The organism is Rhodococcus sp. 11-3 (assembly GCF_023704055.1).
In the GTDB taxonomy this organism is placed as follows: domain Bacteria; phylum Actinomycetota; class Actinomycetes; order Mycobacteriales; family Mycobacteriaceae; genus Rhodococcus; species Rhodococcus aetherivorans.
The window spans coordinates 36,203-54,893 of sequence record NZ_CP080406.1 but is presented as its reverse complement, the minus strand read 5'-3'; the positions used below and the strand labels follow the sequence as shown (position 1 = coordinate 54,893).

The 18,691-nt window shown below is 71.1% G+C and carries 17 protein-coding genes and 1 tRNA gene; 12 read left to right on the top strand and 6 right to left on the bottom strand.

From position 1 onward, the window contains the following. Nucleotides 1–78 precede the first annotated feature (78 nt). Nucleotides 79–630, bottom strand: coding sequence for a TetR/AcrR family transcriptional regulator (locus tag KZJ41_RS00265; protein ID WP_006942168.1), 552 nt, complete (start codon nucleotides 628–630; stop codon nucleotides 79–81). A gap of 55 nt (nucleotides 631–685) precedes the next feature. On the opposite strand from KZJ41_RS00265, the gene KZJ41_RS00260 reads away from it, so the two are divergent. From KZJ41_RS00260 to KZJ41_RS00250, 3 genes are all read left to right on the top strand, one after another. Beyond that, nucleotides 686–1,717, top strand: coding sequence for an FAD-dependent monooxygenase (locus KZJ41_RS00260; RefSeq protein ID WP_029546828.1), 1,032 nt, complete (start codon nucleotides 686–688; stop codon nucleotides 1,715–1,717). Between the two features lie 146 nt (nucleotides 1,718–1,863). Further along, nucleotides 1,864–3,510 carry an acetolactate synthase gene (locus KZJ41_RS00255; RefSeq protein WP_006942171.1) on the top strand — a complete coding sequence of 549 codons (1,647 nt, stop codon included), beginning with the start codon at nucleotides 1,864–1,866 and terminating at the stop codon, nucleotides 3,508–3,510. Between the two features lie 320 nt (nucleotides 3,511–3,830). Then, the gene (locus KZJ41_RS00250; protein WP_029546827.1) at nucleotides 3,831–4,163 is read left to right on the top strand and encodes a hypothetical protein; all 333 of its coding nucleotides are present in this window, start codon (nucleotides 3,831–3,833) and stop codon (nucleotides 4,161–4,163) included. Between the two features lie 211 nt (nucleotides 4,164–4,374). Here KZJ41_RS00250 and KZJ41_RS00245 read toward each other — a convergent pair whose 3' ends face one another. Then, on the bottom strand, nucleotides 4,375–5,118 hold the full coding sequence (locus tag KZJ41_RS00245) for a methyltransferase domain-containing protein (protein WP_084648695.1): 744 nt from the start codon (nucleotides 5,116–5,118) through the stop codon (nucleotides 4,375–4,377). Between the two features lie 283 nt (nucleotides 5,119–5,401). Continuing rightward, nucleotides 5,402–5,487, bottom strand: a tRNA-Leu gene (locus KZJ41_RS00240). 138 nt (nucleotides 5,488–5,625) lie between these two features. Between KZJ41_RS00240 and KZJ41_RS00235 the strand changes: the two genes are divergently transcribed. The 7 genes from KZJ41_RS00235 (at nucleotide 5,626) to pknB (ending at nucleotide 15,428) form a co-directional block, all read left to right on the top strand. Beyond that, complete coding sequence (locus KZJ41_RS00235; protein WP_072633822.1) at nucleotides 5,626–6,987, top strand: FhaA domain-containing protein; 1,362 nt, start codon at nucleotides 5,626–5,628, stop codon at nucleotides 6,985–6,987. A 160-nt stretch (nucleotides 6,988–7,147) separates the two neighbouring features. After that, a complete protein-coding gene (locus tag KZJ41_RS00230) occupies nucleotides 7,148–7,612 on the top strand; it encodes an FHA domain-containing protein (RefSeq protein ID WP_006942182.1) in 465 nt (154 codons plus the stop codon). Further along, nucleotides 7,609–9,060, top strand: coding sequence for a PP2C family serine/threonine-protein phosphatase (locus KZJ41_RS00225; RefSeq protein ID WP_029546826.1), 1,452 nt, complete (start codon nucleotides 7,609–7,611; stop codon nucleotides 9,058–9,060). The genes KZJ41_RS00230 and KZJ41_RS00225 overlap by 4 nt, the downstream gene beginning before the upstream one ends. After that, nucleotides 9,060–10,511 (top strand): FtsW/RodA/SpoVE family cell cycle protein, encoded by a 1,452-nt coding sequence (locus tag KZJ41_RS00220; RefSeq protein WP_029546825.1) that lies wholly within the window; start codon nucleotides 9,060–9,062, stop codon nucleotides 10,509–10,511. Before KZJ41_RS00225 ends, KZJ41_RS00220 begins: the two co-directional genes overlap by 1 nt. Further along, complete coding sequence (locus KZJ41_RS00215) at nucleotides 10,508–11,992, top strand: penicillin-binding protein 2 (protein ID WP_029546824.1); 1,485 nt, start codon at nucleotides 10,508–10,510, stop codon at nucleotides 11,990–11,992. The genes KZJ41_RS00220 and KZJ41_RS00215 overlap by 4 nt, the downstream gene beginning before the upstream one ends. 2 nt (nucleotides 11,993–11,994) lie before the next feature. Then, nucleotides 11,995–13,518, top strand: coding sequence for a serine/threonine-protein kinase (locus tag KZJ41_RS00210; protein ID WP_029546823.1), 1,524 nt, complete (start codon nucleotides 11,995–11,997; stop codon nucleotides 13,516–13,518). Then, nucleotides 13,515–15,428, top strand: coding sequence for a Stk1 family PASTA domain-containing Ser/Thr kinase (gene pknB, locus KZJ41_RS00205; protein WP_006942193.1), 1,914 nt, complete (start codon nucleotides 13,515–13,517; stop codon nucleotides 15,426–15,428). Before KZJ41_RS00210 ends, pknB begins: the two co-directional genes overlap by 4 nt. 35 nt (nucleotides 15,429–15,463) lie before the next feature. Here pknB and KZJ41_RS00200 read toward each other — a convergent pair whose 3' ends face one another. Continuing rightward, nucleotides 15,464–16,126 (bottom strand): aminodeoxychorismate/anthranilate synthase component II, encoded by a 663-nt coding sequence (locus KZJ41_RS00200; RefSeq protein ID WP_006942196.1) that lies wholly within the window; start codon nucleotides 16,124–16,126, stop codon nucleotides 15,464–15,466. A 20-nt stretch (nucleotides 16,127–16,146) separates the two neighbouring features. Further along, on the bottom strand, nucleotides 16,147–16,872 hold the full coding sequence (locus KZJ41_RS00195) for a DUF881 domain-containing protein (protein ID WP_006942197.1): 726 nt from the start codon (nucleotides 16,870–16,872) through the stop codon (nucleotides 16,147–16,149). Nucleotides 16,873–16,986: 114 nt separating this feature from the next. Between KZJ41_RS00195 and crgA the strand changes: the two genes are divergently transcribed. Together crgA and KZJ41_RS00185 are read left to right on the top strand one after the other, a co-directional pair. Then, the gene (gene crgA, locus KZJ41_RS00190; RefSeq protein WP_006942200.1) at nucleotides 16,987–17,250 is read left to right on the top strand and encodes a cell division protein CrgA; all 264 of its coding nucleotides are present in this window, start codon (nucleotides 16,987–16,989) and stop codon (nucleotides 17,248–17,250) included. A 45-nt stretch (nucleotides 17,251–17,295) separates the two neighbouring features. Continuing rightward, a complete protein-coding gene (locus tag KZJ41_RS00185) occupies nucleotides 17,296–17,766 on the top strand; it encodes a PH domain-containing protein (protein ID WP_065923249.1) in 471 nt (156 codons plus the stop codon). Here KZJ41_RS00185 and KZJ41_RS00180 read toward each other — a convergent pair. Beyond that, entirely contained in the window at nucleotides 17,751–18,677 is a 927-nt protein-coding gene (locus KZJ41_RS00180; protein WP_006942204.1) for a rhomboid family intramembrane serine protease, read from the bottom strand. The genes KZJ41_RS00185 and KZJ41_RS00180 overlap by 16 nt on opposite strands. Nucleotides 18,678–18,691: the final 14 nt, after the last annotated feature.

Here is an 18,691-nt window from a genome sequence, read left to right as displayed (position 1 = left end):
GGCTATCCTATCCATCCCTAACGAGCCGGTGACCGCCCGTTAACACGCGGTTGACGCACGACCGGGCGGCGCGCCTCGTCACCGCAGCGCGCGCACCATCCGGCGGAGGTCGTCGCGCGGGTCGAGATCCACATCGTCCGAGGTCAGACGGTGCAGGATCATCCCGTCGAGGTGGTCGGTGAGCACGCGCGCCCCGGCGACGGGATCCGAGGATCCGAGGGCGGCGAGCACCGCCAGACCCATGCCCCGCAGTTCGTCGCGGCGTCGCTGCACGGACCGTCGCAGCGACGGCGAGGCGGTGGCCTCGACGAAAAGCGCGAACCGGGCGCGGGTACGTACGGCATCGGGGCCTGTCGCGAACATCACGTACCCGGCGAGCATGTCGACGAGCTCCTCCTCGGTGCGCGGGAGGTTTCCGCCGCCGAGGACGGCGACGTCGGCCCGGTCGCGCTCGACGAGGCGGTCGAGGACGCCCTCGAGCAGGGCCCGGCGGGTGCGGAAGTAGTTCGACGTGGAACCGGCCGGCACGCCGGCGGCCGCGTCCACCCCGCGATGAGTGAGCCCGCGCAACCCTTCCCGGCCGAGCAGGTCGATCGCGGCGTCGAGCACCGCTGCGCGCTTGTCGGTCACATCTCGACACTACAACAGTAGTGACATGACACTACATCCGTAGTACCTTGACTTCATGACCAGGAACAACGGCGGCAAGGCCGCGATCCTCGGCGGGGGCATCGGCGGGCTCACCGCAGCGAATGCACTGATCCGGCGGGGCTGGCACGTCGACGTGTTCGAGCGCTCCCCCGCGCTGCCGCCCACCGGGACGGCCCTGGGAATGTGGCCGGCCGCGCTCGACGCACTCGCCTCGGCAGGGCTCGGCGGCGGCGTCGAGCGGCTCGGCGTCGCACTGGACCGCGGCGCGATCATGCGGCCCGACGGCCGCGAGCTCGCACGGTTTCGCACCCGGCGTCCCGCCGTACTGCTCTCCCGGCCGGCCCTGCTGGGCCTGCTCGCCGCGGGCCTGCCCGACGAGGCGGTACGGCTCGGCCGGCCCGCTCCGCCGCTGACCGAGCTCGCCGGCTACGACATCGTGATCGGCGCGGACGGCCTGGGCAGTCCGACCCGTGACGCCCTCTTCGGCCCGGACCACCGGCCCGTCCACGCCGGCATCGCGGCGTGGCGCGGCTGGGTGGACGGCACCGTGGACACCGCGACCGAGACGTGGGGGGCGGGTGCGCTGTTCGGCATCACGCCCCGCGAGGGCGGCCTGATCAACTGGTTCGCCGCCGTCCGCGCGCCGGCCGGCACCACCGGCGGCGTCGACGACCTCGTCGCCCGGTTCGGCGACTGGCATCCGGCCGTGCGCGACGTGCTGAACCGCCTGGATCCGGCGACGGTGCTCCACCACGAGATCTACCAGTCCCCGCCGCTGCCGTCGTACGTGCGCGGCAACGTCGCACTGCTCGGCGACGCCGCCCATGCCATGACCCCCAACCTCGGCCGCGGTGCCTGCGAGGCGATCGTCGACGCGGCCACCCTCGCGGATCTGCTCGCCCGGTTCGACGTGCGCGACGCGCTCGGCCGGTACGACCGGGCCCGGCGACGCGCCACCCGGCTTCTCGTGCGGGCGTCGTACGCGGCGAGCCGGGTGACCACCGCCGAGCACTGGACGGGCCTGCGCGACGCCGTGGTCGGCCTCGCGACCCGGCGAGGGGCGTGACGCATCCACCGGTGTGTCTTTCCAGCTGTACTACAACAACTTTCGATCGGAAGCCGGCCTCCGCCCCGGACCCCCGGCCCGGCGACCACGCTCGTGTTCCCCCGAACCCGCCCCACGGCAGTGCCCTCGGCCGTACCCTTCGCGCCATGAGCCCGGACCTCGAGGGGCACGGCGGCGATCACGCCGCGGCGGTGGCCCGCTCCCACGGCGTCGAGACGATGTTCACCCTCTCCGGCGCGCACGTGTTCCCGCTGTACGACGCCGCGGTCAAGGGTGAAGCACGCATGCGGCTGATCGACGTGCGCCACGAGCAGACCGCGGTGTTCGCCGCCGAGGCCACCGGCAAGCTCCTGCGGCATCCCGGGCTGGCCGTGCTCACCGCCGGGCCGGGCGTGACGAACGGCGTCAGTGCCGTCACCCAGGCGTACTTCGCGGGGTCGCCGCTGGTGGTGCTCGGCGGCCGCGCACCCAACGCCCGCTGGGGCACGGGCAGCCTGCAGGAACTCGACCAGCCGCCGCTGCTGTCCACCGTCACGAAGCTGTCCGAGACGGCGGCGACCGTGGATCGCGTCGGCCCGCTGGTCGACGAGGCGTTCACGGCGGCCCGCACGTCGCACCGGGGGCCGGCGTTCGTGGACGTGCCGATGGACGAACTGTTCGGCCGTGCCACCCTGCCGCGTCCGTCGCCGCCGGCCGCGGTCCGGCTCGAGCCCGACTCCGAGTCGCTGGCGGAGATCGCCGCCCTGCTCGCCGGGGCACGGCGGCCGCTGCTGGTGCTGGGTACCGACGTGTGGGCCGATCACGCCGAGGAGGCGGCACTGCGGTTCGTCGACGAGGCCGGCATCCCGGTGATCACCAACGGCATGGGCCGCGGGGTGGTCCCGGGTGGCCATCCCCTCCTCGTCACCAAGGCCCGCGGCACCGCGGTGGGGACCTGCGACCTGGCGATCGTCGTGGGCACCCCACTGGACTTCCGCCTCGGCTACGGCCGGTTCGGTGGGCGCGACGGCGCGCCCACGGCCCGGGTGGTGCACGTGGCCGACTCCCCCGGTCAGGTGTCGGCACACGCCGAACTCGCCGGCTCGGTGTCCGGCGACCTCACGGCGTGCCTCGACGGCATCCTGTCGGCGCTGTCGTCGCGCCCGGACACGGACGTCTGGGTGACCGGACTGCGCGACGAAGTAACTGCCGCCGCGGCGCGCGACGCCGCCCTGCTGGCCGCCGAGGCCGATCCGATCCACCCGGCCCGGATCTACGGCGAACTGCTGCCGCGGCTGGCCGAAGACGCCGTGGTCATCGGCGACGGCGGCGACTTCGTGTCGTTCGCCGGCAAGTTCGTCGAGCCGAAGCGGCCCGGGCAGTGGCTCGATCCGGGGCCGTACGGCTGTCTCGGCGCCGGGCTCGGCGCGGCCGTCGCGGCGCGGGTGGCGCGGCCGTCGAGTCAGGTGGTGCTGCTGCTCGGCGACGGTGCTGCCGGTCTGTCGCTGATGGATATCGACACCCTCGTGCGGCACGAGCTGCCCGTGGTGATCGTGGTGGGCAACAACTCGGCGTGGGGACTCGAGAAGGGACCGATGCAGCTGCTGTACGGGTACGACGTGGCAGCCGACCTGGCGCCGGGCACGCGGTACGACCTGGTCGCGACCGCTCTCGGGGCGGGCGGTGAGCTGGTGACGGATCCGCGGGAGCTCGGTCCGGCGCTGGACCGGGCCTTCGCGTCCGGGGTGCCGTATCTGGTGAACGTGCTGACGGACGTCACGGCGGCGTATCCGCGGGGCACCACAGGAATCTGAGAGCGGCCGGATCACCTAGCACGCGAACGTAAAAACCCCATAAATAACAACTGACCGCAGCGATTAAATCAGCTGCGGTCAGCGGTATCGAAAGGGTAACAGGGGGTGGTTAGGGTACGGAAACAAAAGTTCCGTGAAGTGAGTCACATCAGGTTTGACCCTGTTCAGCCCCGGGAACCGTCCCCGGACGCGGATGCGCGGAGATGTCCGTCACAGGGCAACTGATTGAACACTCAACCATCTGGGCAAACGTCCCGAGTCGGGCAAAACAGTCCGTGCATCCTGCATGCAGGACGCGGGTACGTGCCAGACTGCTCGCCATGAGCACGACCCGCACGGCAACCCGCACGACCGCCCGGCCCGCGCGAGGGGGCGCGACGAACCTCGTCGACCTCGCGGCGGCCGGCGACGAGCACACCGTCGCCGACGCCCATCAGGGCCAGGTGTTCCTCGGCATCCTCCACCGCGAGAACGACAGCGTCGCCGCGGCACTCACGACCGCCGAGACCTGCGCGCGGATCGAACGCGGCAGCGGCTCCGTCGCCGCCGCACAGCGATACGAGGCGGAGGCCCGGCGGCTGCGCGAGACCCAGCGGGAACTGCACTGCATGATCGCGAACCTGCGGACGCGCTTCGCCGGCTCCGGCTCCTGAGCGGGCGCGCCGAGCGACCGGACAACGACTCGGGCCCCCGATCCGTATGGATCGGGGGCCCGAGGTGATGGTGTGCGGTTCGCAATACCTGGTCGGCAGCACTTTCTGCAGAGGCGTTCCAGAGCTTTTCCCTGAGTTCTCCGGAGCATTACCCGTCCTGCCCGGCGAGGGCCACCCTTGCGGACTTCCTGACCCGAGACGCGAGTCCGTATCAGGCCGAACCTGCAGCTTCCGGAGCATGCGAGGTGATGTGGCGGCACACCAGCATGTGGTGAGCGCCCCTTTGGAACCGGTAGTCGACCTCGACGACTTCACCGGCGATGTCGTGGTTCCGAAGGTCGGTGAGCAGCTCGTCCACGCGGGGATAGCGAACCGAGGAACCCGAGACCACGAGCGGAAAGACCCGCAGTTCACCGCGGGCGACACGCATCAGTTCCCGGATCGCGTCGAGGTGGAAGGTGTGATCGAGGCGGTCGGAATAGCTGAACAGCAGGTGCGAGCTGAGCACGAGATCGAAAGCGGCATCGGGGAACGGCAAGGACGGCAACCGCCCGGCAACGTAGCGGCGCGGATGCCGGCGGATATCTGCGGCGAATTCCTCGACTGCCTGCCGACGCACGCGTGCATGCTCGTCGGGATCGGCGAAGAACGTCCAGTCGTAATGTTCGGCGTGGGCTCGGATGTACCGGTTCCCACGATCGGTTTCAGCTACCGCAACGACGGCGAGTTGTTCGGTCTCGCGGTCGAAATAGGCCATATCGCATGCGGTCACGTCACCGCCGAGTCGGTTCACTGCGCTGGTGAACCCCGCGGCGCCACCCGGACAGTCCAGGATTGTGCGGGACAGGTCCACGTCGGTGAGATTGAACATCGACCGGTACTCGTCCAGTGAACGGGAGCTGATCAGCATCTCGCCGATACCTGTCGTGGGTGCGGTATCGAGGTCGTGGGTCACGGGGTGGTTCCTCTCGGATCGAGGCCACCTCACCCGCCGACCGGTATCACCGTCGTACAGGAAAGTGAGCGTCACCGACCGCGGAGAAGGCGGCCGGACAACACAGTCGACAAGGCCGCTAGAAGTACGGCCACCAGGGCTGTGTCAGGGTCATCACCGCTCTATGACAACACGGCCGAAGACCGAACCCGAATCGGACCGCCCGTCCGATCGATCAACGAAACGAGGCCACGACCTCTTTCGAGTTCGTGACCTCGTCCGTCGCAGTTCGTGGAACTGCTCATGGTGGGCGAAGGGGGACTTGAACCCCCACGTCCCGAAGGACACTGGCACCTGAAGCCAGCGCGTCTGCCATTCCGCCACTCGCCCGAGCGACTGGAGAACAGTAACACACCCTCCCGCCGAACAACGATTCGCCTGCACAGAGGCCCTTTGCCGGCGCTGCACCGGCCCGCCGGGGCAGCGCCGCCCCCTCCACCGGGCCGGATCGGACGAAAAGTCGATACCATGCAGAAGCGAGCTCTGCATTGCGACACGCAGACCGGAAAGGGGGTCGCCGTGGGTATCGCGCAGCGATTCGAGCGCAAGCTGCAGGCTGCCGTCAGCGACGTGTTCGCGCGCGTCTTCGGTGGCGGTGTAGTTCCGCAGGAAGTGGAGGCCGCGCTCCAGCGCGAGGCCACCGACGGCGTCCAGCAGCTCGACCGGGGCCACATGCTGGCTCCCAACCGGTACGTGATCACGATCAGCGAATCCGATCACGAAGCCCTCGCCGCGGATCGGGACTTGACGGTGAAGGCGTTCGCGCGTCACCTTGAGGACTTCATCCGCGAGCAGGGGTGGCAGACCTACGGTCAGATCCAGGTCGCATTCGAGTCGTCGGCGGCACTGCACACCGGGCAGTTCCGCACGCACGGGTCGGTCGACCCCGACGTCGGGCGCTCACCGGTGCGCGCCCCGGCCTCGCGGACACCGCACAACCGTTCAACCGTGACCCCCGACCCAGGAGTTGGCTCGATGACGCAGAATCCAGGCTACGACCCAAGCCGTGACCCCGCCGAGAGCGCCGAACCGCAGTACGCGCGGAACGGTCACGCGCACGTAGGCCAGGATCAGCGCTACCAGCAGGGCCAGCGGAACGGCGGGGCGTATCCCGCCGCGCAGGCGCCCTACGGCGGCGAGCAGCAGGGCGGTTACGACGCCGGCGGCTACGACCAGCAGGACTACGGCCGGGCCGGCGGCCACGAGGACCGGGGCTACGGCGAGGAGCGGGGCTACGGCGGCCACTCCGGACAGGCGTACAGCCAGGACTACGGGCGCGACTACTCCCCGCAGTACCCGTCGCAGCAGGCCTACGGCGACGACCGCTACCAGGGCGGGTACGCCCAGCCCGGCGGCTACGACCAGGGCTACGCCGACCAGGCTTACGGCCAGCAGGGCTACGCCGGACAGGGCTACCCCGACCAGGGCTACGCGGAGCAGGGTTACGGCCAGCAGGGCTACCCCGACCAAGGGTACGCGGATCAGGGCTATGCGGATCAGGGCTACGGCGCCGGCGCGTACCAGCCCCCGCAGGCCGGCCGGGTGCTGACCGCGACGCTCCAGCTCGAGGACGGCAGCGGGCGCTACTACCAGCTCCGGGAGGGCAGCAACATCGTCGGACGCGGGCAGGACGCCCAGTTCCGGCTGCCGGACACCGGTGTCTCCCGGCGCCACATCGACATTCGCTGGGACGGGCAGGTGGCCATGCTCTCGGATCTCGGTTCCACCAACGGCACCACCGTCAACGGCGCGCCCGTGCAGGACTGGCAGCTCGCCGACGGCGACGTGATCCGGGCGGGACACTCGGAGATCCTGGTGCGCATTCTCTGAACGCCGGGGACCGAGACCCGATCGGAACCGGCACGAGACCCATCCGACGCGTCGGCAACGCGCCGGACGATGCGTCTCGTCGCCCGGGGTCCGTATTGTGGGTGACCGCAGCGCACCGGACGACACCGCACCGGGCCGATACGCAGAAGGAGGGCGAGCCGTGCAGGGGCTGATTCTGCAGCTGACCCGGGCGGGGTTCCTGCTCCTGCTGTGGTTGTTCATCTGGGCGATCCTGCGCACGCTGCGGTCGGACATCTACGCCGGTGCCGCACGTCCGGTCCCGCGTTACTCGCCGCGCAACCAGTCGGTGCTGCCCTCGCTGGGCCGCGGCAAGTCCGCGAAGTTCCTGGTGGTGACCCAGGGCGCGCTTGCGGGCACCCGCATCACGCTCGGCACCCAACCCGTCCTGATCGGCCGGGCCGACGACTCGACCCTCGTCCTCACCGACGACTACGCCTCCACCCGGCACGCCCGCCTGTCGCCGCGCGGGTCGGACTGGTACGTCGAGGACCTGGGCTCGACCAACGGCACGTACCTGGACCGTGCCAAGGTCACCACCGCCGTCCGCGTACCCCTGGGCACACCTGTCCGGGTCGGGAAGACCGTGATCGAGCTCCGCCCGTGACCCTCGTACTGCGTTACGCCGCCCGCAGCGACCGCGGCTTGGTTCGTTCCAACAACGAAGATTCCGTGTACGCGGGGGCCCGCCTGCTCGCCCTCGCCGACGGAATGGGGGGCCACGCCGCCGGCGAGGTCGCCTCGCAGCTGATGATCGCGGCGCTCGCCCACCTCGACGACGACGAACCCGGCGGGGACCTGCTCGGCAAGCTCGCCGCCGCCGTGCGCGAGGGCAACGCCGCCATCGCCGATCAGGTCGAGGAGGAACCCGAACTCGACGGCATGGGCACCACGCTCACCGCCATCCTCTTCGCCGGCAGCAAGCTCGGCCTCGCCCACATCGGCGATTCGCGCGCCTACCTGCTGCGCGACGGCCAGCTCACCCAGATCACCCGCGACGACACCTTCGTGCAGTCCCTCGTCGACGAGGGCCGCATCACGCCCGAGCAGGCGCACAGCCACCCGCAGCGATCGCTGATCATGCGCGCCCTCACCGGCAGCGAGGTCGAACCGACCCTCACCGTGCGCGAGGCGCGCGCCGGCGACCGCTACCTCATCTGCTCCGACGGCCTGTCCGACGTCGTCAGCGACGAGACCATCGCCAACACCCTGAGCGAGGGCACGCAGGACGAGTGCGCCGACCGGCTCATCGAACTCGCGCTGCGCAGCGGCGGCCCCGACAACGTCACCGTCGTCGTCGCCGACGTCATCGACCTCGACTACGGCCAGAGCCACCCGATCGTCGCCGGCGCCGCGTCCGGGGACGACGAGGACACCCCGCCGCCCAACACCGCCGCGGGCCGCGCCGCCGCGATGCGTCCGCCGCGGGCCACGCCCAAGCGCGTCGTCGTGCAGAACGAGCCCGAGCCCAAGCGCAAGCGCAGCCGGATGTGGTGGCCGCTCGTCGCGGTCGTGGTGCTCGGACTGCTCGTCGCCGGGGCAGCCGTGGGCCGCACGATGATCCGCAGCTACTACTACGTCGGCGACGACGACGGCCGCGTCACGGTGCTGCGCGGCGTACCCGGCAACATCCTCGGCTACTCGCTGCAGGAACAGTCCCTCGTCGGCTGCCTCGCCGACGACGGAACCTTGACCCTGACCTCCCCACAGGAGGCCGACTGCCGCGTCATGCTGGTCGACGACCTGCAGCCGACCGCCCGCGAGCAGGTGCGGGCGGGCCTGCCCTCCGGATCCCTCGACGACGCGCGCACCCAGATGAACCGTCTCGCCGAGAACGACCTGCTCCCGGTGTGCGTCGAGGAACAGCCGGCGCCCGCACCGGCTCCGGCTCCGGCTCCGGAACCGGCGCCCGCACCGGCCCCGACGACCCCGCCGGCAGCTCCCGCGTCGGAGCCCGCACCCGCCGCGGCACCGGCCCCCGCACCGACCCCGACACCCGAGCCGACGCCGGCGGTTCCGCAGGTGCCGGGCCAGAACTGCCGGGTGGGCGCCTGATGTCGGTGTCCCACGCACCCGGAGCTTCCTTCCCCAGTCCTCCCGGAGGTTTCGCCCCGGCTCCCGCCGTGTCCACCCGGCGCGGCACGGAGCTGCTGCTCATCGTCGCCGCCATCGCGATCACCACGGTGTCGCTGATGCTGGTCGAGGCGAGCCAGGAACAGACCGTGACCCTGGATCTGGCCAAGTACGGGCTGACGTATGCGGTGCTGTTCCTCGCCGCGCACCTGGCGGTGCGCCGGTTCGCGCCGTACGCCGACCCGCTGCTGCTGCCGATCGTCGCGCTGCTCAACGGCCTCGGACTGGTCCTGATCCACCGGCTCGACCTCGCCGACGAGGAGAACGCGCTCTACCTCGGGCAGCCGATCCCCTCCCCCGACGCCAACCAGCAGGTGCTGTGGACGGCGCTCGCCATCGCCGGCTTCGTCGCGGTGCTCGCGCTGCTGCACGACTACCGGCTCCTCGCCCGGTTCAGCTACACGCTGGGCCTGATCGGCCTCGTCGCCCTCGCCGTCCCGGCCCTGCTGCCGTCCCGCTTCTCCGAGGTCAACGGCGCCAAGATCTGGATCCGGCTGCCCGGGTTCAGCATCCAGCCCGGCGAGTTCGCCAAGATCCTGCTCATCATCTTCTTCGCCTCCGTGCTGGTGGCCAAGCGCGACCTGTTCACCACCGCCGGCAAACACGTGCTCGGCATGGACTTCCCCCGCGCCCGCGACCTGGGCCCGATCCTGGCCGCGTGGATCCTCTCGATCGGCGTCATGGTGTTCGAGAAGGACCTCGGCACGTCGCTGCTGCTGTTCAGCACGGTGCTGGTGATGCTGTACATCGCGACCGAGCGGGTGGGCTGGCTGCTCATCGGCGGTGCCCTGCTCGTCGTCGGCTTCTACTTCGCCTACCAGATGTTCGGGCACGTGCGGGTGCGGGTGGAGACGTGGCTCGACCCGCTGGCCGACTACAACAACACCGGCTACCAGATCTCGCAGTCGCTGTTCGGTCTCGCCACCGGCGGCGTCGCCGGCACCGGGCTCGGCAGCGGACGTCCCGCGCAGGTGCCGTTCGCCAAGACCGACTTCATCGTCGCCGCGATCGGTGAGGAACTCGGGCTCATCGGCCTCAGCGCCATCCTCCTCCTGTTCCTGATCCTGATCATGCGGGGAATGCGCACCGCGATCGCCGTCCGCGACAGCTTCGGCAAGCTGCTGGCCGCCGGCCTGTCGTTCACCATCGCGATCCAGTTGTTCGTCGTCGTCGGCGGCGTCACCAAGCTGATCCCCCTCACCGGGCTCACCACGCCGTTCATGTCCTACGGCGGCTCGTCGCTGCTGGCGAACTACCTCCTGCTGGCACTGCTGGTGAAGATCTCCAACGCGGCCCGCGAACCCGCCGCCCCACGCAAGAAGGCACCGCCACCGATCGCGGACGCGCCGACGGAAATGCTGGGGCGCGGATGAACGCACCGCTCCGCAAGGTCGCGATGGCGGTGATGTTCATGGTCGTCGCGCTGCTCGCAAACGCCACCTACGTGCAGGTCATCAAGGCCGACGACCTGCGCACCGACCCGCGCAACTCCCGGGTGCTCATCGACGAGTACTCACGCCAGCGCGGCCAGATCTCCGCGAGCGGACAGGTCCTGGCGGTGTCGGTCCCCACCGACAGCCGCTACAAGTACCTGCGCACGTACCCGGCCGCGCCCGAGCAGCCGATGAGCCCGCTCGCGTATGCACCCGTGACCGGGTTCTACTCGATGCAATACGGCAGCACCGGGCTCGAGCGCACCGAGGACGAGGTCCTCAACGGCTCCGACAACCGGCTGTTCGGCCGGCGCTTCTTCGATCTGGTCTCCGGGCGGGACCCGCGCGGCGGGAACGTGGTCACCACCGTCGACCCGGTCATGCAGCAGGTGGCCTACGACGAGCTCACGTCCAAGGGCTACACCGGCTCGGTCGTGGCCATCGAGCCGAGCACCGGCCGCATCCTGGCAATGGTGAGCACCCCGAGCTACGACCCCAACCGGCTCTCGGGTCACGACGGTGCCGCCACCTCGCAGGCGTGGGAGGAACTCAACGCCGACCCCGACAAGCCCATGCTCAACCGCGCCATCTCGCAGACCTACCCGCCCGGCTCGACGTTCAAGGTCGTGGTGACCGCCGCGGCCCTCGCCGCGGGCACCACTCCCGACGACCAGTTCACCGCCGCGCCGAACATCACCCTCCCCGACACCGCGACCACGCTGGAGAACTACGGCGGCGCGACGTGCGGCGGCGGCCCCACCGCCACCCTGCGCGAGGCCTTCGCCCGCTCCTGCAACACCGCCTTCGTCGAGATGGGCCTGAAGACCGGCAAGGACGCCCTCGCCGAGCAGGCCGAGGCGCTGGGCGTCGGCGAGTCCGTGGACATCCCCGTCCCCGTCGCGGCGAGCACGATCGGGCCGATCCCCGACGGCGCCGCGCTCGGCCAGTCGAGCATCGGTCAGCGTGACGTCGCACTCACCCCGCTGCAGAACGCCGTGATTGCCGCCACAGTCGCCAACGGCGGCGTCCGGATGCAGCCGCATCTGGTGTCGCAGTTGCAGTCGCCGGACCTGTCGGTGCTGGCGGAGACCACGCCGCTGTCGGCAGGACAGGCGATGTCGCCGCAGGTCGCGGCCACCCTGACCGACCTGATGATCGGATCCGAGAACTTCTCCGGCGGCGAGGGGAAGATCCCGGGGGTCCAGATCGCGTCGAAGACCGGTACCGCCGAGCACGGCGACGACCCCCGTAACACTCCCCCGCACACGTGGTATATCGCCTTTGCGCCCGCCCAGCAGCCGACAGTTGCCGTGGCGGTCATCGTGGAGGACGGCGGCGACCGCGCACTCGCCGCCACGGGAGGCTCGGTTGCCGCGCCGATCGGACGTGCCGTGATCGCGGCGGGAATGCAGAGAGGCTGATTATGGCTTTGCACAGCGGCGCCATGATCGCCGACCGTTACCGGCTGCAACGGCTCATCGCCACCGGCGGCATGGGACAGGTGTGGGAGGGGCTCGACACCCGTCTCGACCGCCGGGTGGCGGTGAAGGTCCTCAAGGCCGAGCTCTCCGGCGACGCGGACTTCCTGACCCGTTTCCGGTTCGAGGCGCGCACCACCGCGCAGCTCAACCACCCCGGCATCGCCGGCGTGTTCGACTACGGCGAGACCACCGACGCCGAGGGCCAGTCCATCGCGTACCTCGTGATGGAACTCGTGCACGGCGAGCCCCTCAACGCCGTCCTCGCCCGGGTGGGCCGGCTGTCGCTGCCGCACACCCTGGACATGCTCGAGCAGACCGGGCGGGCGCTGCAGGCTGCCCACGACGCCGGGGTCGTGCACCGCGACGTCAAACCCGGCAACATCCTCATCACCCCCACCGGCCAGGTGAAGATCACCGACTTCGGCATCGCCAAGGCCGTCGACGCGTCGCCGGTGACGCGCACCGGCATGGTCATGGGCACCGCTCAGTACATCGCGCCCGAGCAGGCTCTCGGCCAGGAGGCGACGTCGGCGAGCGACGTGTACTCGCTCGGCGTCGTCGGGTACGAGGCCCTCGCCGGCCGGCGACCGTTCCTCGGCGACAGCGTCGTCACCGTCGCGATGAAGCACGTGCAGGAGACGCCCGCGCCGCTGCCCACCGACCTGCCGGCGGGGGTGCGTGAACTCATCGAGATCGCCATGACGAAGGATCCGGCGTACCGGTACACCAGCGGCGGCGAGTTCGCCGACGCCGTCTCCGCGGTGCGCGCCGGGCGGCCGGTGCCACCGCCGGGCAACGTGCCGCCGGTCACCGGTGCCACGCGGATCCTGCCGCCCGGGGTGCCGGGCACCACCGCGCCCACCGCCGCGACCCGCGCGCTCGGTCCGACCCCGCCTCCGCCGTCGCGGCCGTACTACGCCCCGACGTACGCGAACGGCGGCGACCAGCCGCCCACCGGACCCACCCCGTCCGGCGACAAGCGCTCCCCCAGCCCGAAGGTCCTCGCCTGGGCGGCCGGGGCGGCGGTGGCCCTGGCGCTCGTCGTGTTGGCGCTGGTGCTGCTGGGCGGCGACAATTCGGGTGACGCGGGCCCCGCGCGGTCCACGACGACCACGCAGGCCCCGACGACCACCACCCGCGCGACGACGACCACGCGGCCGCCGCGGACCACCACCACGACGGAGGAACCGACCACCACGGCTCCTCCCACCACGACGCAGGCGCCCACCACGACCCCCGAGCCGACGACGACCACCCCGCCGCCGCCGACGACGACGGAGGCGCCGACGACCACCGCGCCGCCGACCACGACGACGGCCACGACGACCACAGCCGCCACCACGACGACGGCCGAGACGACCACCACCACGGTCTCGTTGCCGGATGGCGGCGACGGTGGTCTCGAACCCGGAGCCATAGACAACCCGTTCACCCCGATCGAGCCAGTCACCCGAGGACAGTCATGACCACACCCCGCAAGCTCTCTTCCCGCTACGAGTTGGGTGAGATCCTCGGCTTCGGTGGCATGTCGGAGGTGCACCTGGCCCGGGATCTGCGGCTCGACCGCGACGTGGCGATCAAGGTGCTGCGCGCCGACCTCGCCCGCGACCCCACGTTCTATCTCCGGTTCCGCCGCGAAGCCCAGAACGCGGCCGCGCTGAACCATCCGGCGATCGTCGCCGTGTACGACACCGGCGAGGCGGAGACCGAGGCCGGCCCGCTGCCGTACATCGTCATGGAGTACGTCGAGGGCGATACGCTGCGCGACATCGTGCGCTCCCAGGGGCCGATGACCCCGAAGCGGGCCATGGAGGTCGTGGCCGACGTGTGCGCCGCCCTGGACTTCAGCCACCGCAACATGATCGTCCACCGCGACGTCAAGCCCGCGAACGTCATGATCACCCGTTCCGGCGCGGTCAAGGTGATGGACTTCGGCATCGCCCGGGCCATCTCCGACGCCGCGAGCCCGATGACGCAGACGGCCGCGGTGATCGGCACCGCCCAGTACCTGTCGCCGGAGCAGGCCCGCGGCGAGCAGGTCGACGCCCGCTCCGACGTGTACTCGGTCGGCTGTGTGCTGTTCGAGATCCTCACCGGCAAGCCGCCGTTCCAGGGCGACTCCCCGGTGGCCGTCGCGTACCAGCATGTCCGGGAGGATCCGCCGCTGCCCTCGTCGGTGAACTCCGCCGTCCCGCCGGAGCTGGACTCGGTGATCCTCAAGGCGATGGCGAAGAACCCCGCCAACCGCTACCAGAGCGCCGCCGAGATGCGCAGCGACCTGATCCGCGTGCTCAGCGGCCAGAAGCCCAGCGCGCCGATGGTGATGACCGACGAGGACCGCACCACCATCCTCGGGGCCGTCGACGGCGCCGGGACACCGCGCAACGGCGCGGACCGCGGGGCCGCCGGAGTCGTCGCGGGTGGGACCGCGGCCGCGCCGCAACGTTCCCGGGCACTGCGCAACACGCTGCTGGGCCTGGCCGCGGTCGTGATCGTCGGCATCGTCGGCGTGTTCCTGTGGACCTCGGGCCCCGGCTCGAGCGCCGCGCAGATCCCCGTCCCCGACGTGCGCAACCTCGCCGCGGAGATCGCGGAGAGCAGGCTGCAGGATGCCGGGTTCGAGGTGTCGGTGCAGATGAAGCCCGACGCGGTGGTCGCCAGCGGCAACGTCGTCAACACCCGGCCGGTCGCCGGGGTCCAGGCCGAGGAGGGCAGCACCGTCACCCTCGAGGTCTCGAGCGGGCCCGAGCAGGTGCAGATCCCGCGGCTCGCGGGCATGAACCAGCAGGAGGCGCTGCAGACCCTGGCCGAGGCCGGGCTGCGGCTCGATCCGAATGTGGCGCGGGCGCCGTCGTCGGCGGCCGAACGCGACACCGTCGTCGACCAGAGTCCCGCCGCGGGAGCGGACGCCGACCGCGACAGCGCGGTGAGCGTGACGCTCGGCAGCGGCCCCGAGCAGATCCGCGTGCCCAACGTCGTGGGTCAGGCCACCGAGGTGGCGCGCGACAACATCGAGGCCGCGGGCTTCACCGTCGTGGTCGACGAGATCGACTCCAGCCAGCCGGCCGGGACGGTCGTGTCGAGCAGCCCGGCGGGCGGAACCAGCGCCACGAAGGGCGACACGGTCACCATCCAGGTGTCCAACGGGAACCGCATCGAGATGCCGGCGTTGACGAACAGGACGGTGTCCGAGGCGCTGACGGCGCTGCGGGCGGCCGGCTGGACGGGTTCGCCGGCGCAGCTCGTGCAGAACCGTGAGGCCACCCTCGACCCGGAGCTCGTGGGCAAGGTCATCGCCCAGCAGCAGCCCCCGGGGTCGGAGATCTCCAACTCGGAGACCATCACCGTGGGCGTGGGCGTGCTGGGTATCCGCTGAGCTGCGCTCGGATATCGGTCCGCGGAGCGGACGGCTCAGGCGGCGCCGCCCGCGAGCGCCTTCGCCATCTCCGCCTCCAGCCGGGCCACCAGCTGCTCGTCCGGCGCCTCGCCGCACACGGCCAGCCAGTTCGCCAGCATCCGGTGACCGCCCTGGGTGAGGACCGACTCGGGGTGGAACTGGACGCCGTGGATCGGCAGCTCGCGATGCCGCAGGGCCATGACGATGCCGCTCTCGGTGTATCCGGTCGGCACGAGCTCGTCGGGCATCGTCTGCGGCAGCACCGTGAGCGAGTGGTAGCGCGTCGCGGTGAACGGATCCGGCAGGCCGGCCAGCACACCGGTGCCGTCGTGCCACACCGAGCTGGTCTTGCCGTGCAGCAGCTCCGGGGCACGGTCGACCGTCGCGCCGAAGGCGGCACCGATCGCCTGATGGCCCAGGCAGACGCCGAGCAGCGGTGTGCTCGCGGCGGCGCAGGCACGCACGAGGTCCATGCTGGCGCCGGCCCGCTGCGGGGTGCCCGGACCGGGGCTGAGGAGGATCCCGTCGAACTCGGCCGCGATCCGGTCCGCGGCGCCGGGGCCGGTGAGCCGCTCGTCGTCGTTGCGCCACACCTCGGCCCGGGTACCGAGCTGCCCCAGGTACTGCACGAGATTGAAGACGAAGCTGTCGTAGTTGTCGACGACGAGGATGCGCATGCGGAAAGGGTACCGACCCGTCAGCGCAGCGTCGTTCCGCCCGTGTAGGCGGGTACCGACAGGGCATCCGACGCCTGCTGCGTGTAGCCCAACCCGTAGCGGCCCGCGTACTGCCTGTACACGCGGATGCCCGGCTCGGCGGCCAGCGCCGCCTCGAGCCGGGCGGGGTCGCCCAGCGCGGTGATCACGTACGGCGGGGAGTAGGTGCGGCCGTGCAGCAGCAGGGTGTTGCCGATGCAGCGCGGCGCCGACGTCGCGACGATCCGCTGATCCTGCATGGCGATCGCCTCCGCCCCGCCGGCCCACATCGCGTTGAGCACGCTCTGCACGTCCTGCTGGTGCACCACGAGATCGTCGGGCGACGCGTCCGCCGGATACCGGCCGTCGGCGCCGCGCGGGGCATCGGTGAGGCTGACGGTGACGCCCGGGCCACGCCGTGCGGTCAGCCCGGCGGGGTCCTCGAGGGCGGCGGTGTCGGCGAGCACCGCGGCGACGTCGTCGTCGGTGGCCGCGGCCTGCGCCTGCAGCTCGGCGACGCGTCCCGCGAGGTCGTCGCGGGTGGCGGCGAGCTCGTCGGCCTTGGCCTGCGCCGCCCGCACGAGATCGGACAGCCGCGCGGAGTCGCTCACGCGCAGTTCCGCGCCGTCGGAGACCCCGCGGGTGGTGCCGAGCAGCAACCCGGCGAGCAGACACACGGCCAGCGCGGCGGCAGTCCACCCGAGCGCGCGGGCCCGGCCGTCCGACACGTGGACCCTCCGTTCCGGATTCTGCGTTAGCGTGTACTCACACTGGCAGTACACATCAGGTAGCTGCCCAACCTACCTGTCCGCCCCGCGCGGTACCGCACGAACGAGGACGTCATGCCCAAGTCGAAGGTCCGGAAGAAGACCGACTACACGATCAACCCGGTGAGCCGAACCCCCGTGAAGGTGAAGGCGGGCCCGTCGAGCACCTGGTACGTCGCGCTGATGCTCGGCTTCATGCTCGTCGGCCTGGCCTGGCTGGTGGTGTACTACCTCGCGGCCGAGCAGATCTCGTGGATGAACGACCTCGGTGCGTACAACTTCCTCATCGGCTTCGGGTTCATGATCGTCGGCCTGATCATGACCATGAGATGGCGGTGAGGTTACAGGGATGTAGTTCATCCCCACCTGTGGACAAACCTGTGGATGAACTGGGGAAAGCTCCCCGTGGCGGCTAAATCGCTCCGCTGGTCCACACCCCCGCTCGCGATCGCCGCGCTCACGGCGGGCGGCATTGTGCTCGCCGTCGCCGCGGCGACGACGGCCGATGCCGCCGGTCGCACGCTCGTCGGGCTCGCGGCCGTGGTGGCGTTCGCGGTCGCGGCCCTCGCGGTCCGTCAGCGTCCGCGGCTCGAGGTGCTTCCGGACGGCGCCGGGCTGGCCGTCACCCGTCTGTCGGGACGACGCGAGCTGCCCCGCGCGGCCCTGATGCGGGTGCGGATCGTCGCGTATCCGCGGCTCGGCCGTCGCGTGCCGATGCTGGAGATCGACGTGCGCGATCCCCGCGGCGACGAGCAGCTGCTGATCTTCGGGCGCTGGGACCTGGGCACCGACCCCCGCACGGTGTACGACGCGCTCGCGGTGCGGGGGCTGGCGCCGGATCAGACGCCGAGCTGAGCCCGCAGGCGCAGGACCGCCAGCACGAGGACCAGCACGGTGACCACCGTGACGGCTGCCAGCGCGAGCCAGCCCGTCCGGACGAAGCGGGCACGGTCGTCGCCCGCGCCCAGCGCCCGCGGCGCGAACAACAGCGCCGCCGTCGCCGCCGCACCCGCGGCCAGGCCGCCGAGGTGTCCCCACAGGGAGATGCCCGGGATGGTGATGCTGATGACGACGTTGAGGACGACGATCATCAGCACCGGCGCGGGGCTGCGCCGCAGCCGCATCAGGATCACCGCCTGCGCGCCCAGCAGGCCGAACACGGCGCCGGAGGCACCGGCGGTCACGGCGTCGGTCTGGAGCAGCATCACCGCGGCGGATCCGCCGAGGATGGACACCAGGTATACGGCCAGGTACCGAAGCCGGCCGAGGACGAGTTCGGTGTCACGCCCGATCACGTACAGCGCGAACATGTTGACCGCGAGGTGCAGCACACCGAAGTGCAGGAACCCGCTGCCGAGCACGCGGATGTATTCGTCGCGCACCGCGATCATCGGCGGCCACAGCGCCCACTCGAAGAACAGGCTCGACGAGCGCTCGTTGTTCATCACGCTGCCGGACTGGGCGGCGGTGATCGCGAAGATCGCGGTGTTCAGCGCGATCAGGATGTAGGTCACGAGGGGGGTGTTCGTCTGCGCCCGCATGGGCGCCCCCGCGACGGTGCGGGCCTGCGGGACATCGCGCTGGGCGGCCGCGACGCAGTCGACGCACTGCTGACCCACTGCGGCGGGCCGCAGGCAGTCGGGGCAGGCCGGTCGCCCGCATCGGCTGCACGAGAGCAGGGTCGGGCGATCGGGATGCCGGACGCACCGCGGCTGGGGCGGGTGGCCGCCCCCGCCGGCCGCGTGGCCCCAGCCGGGGTTCGTCATATCGGTCTCTTCCG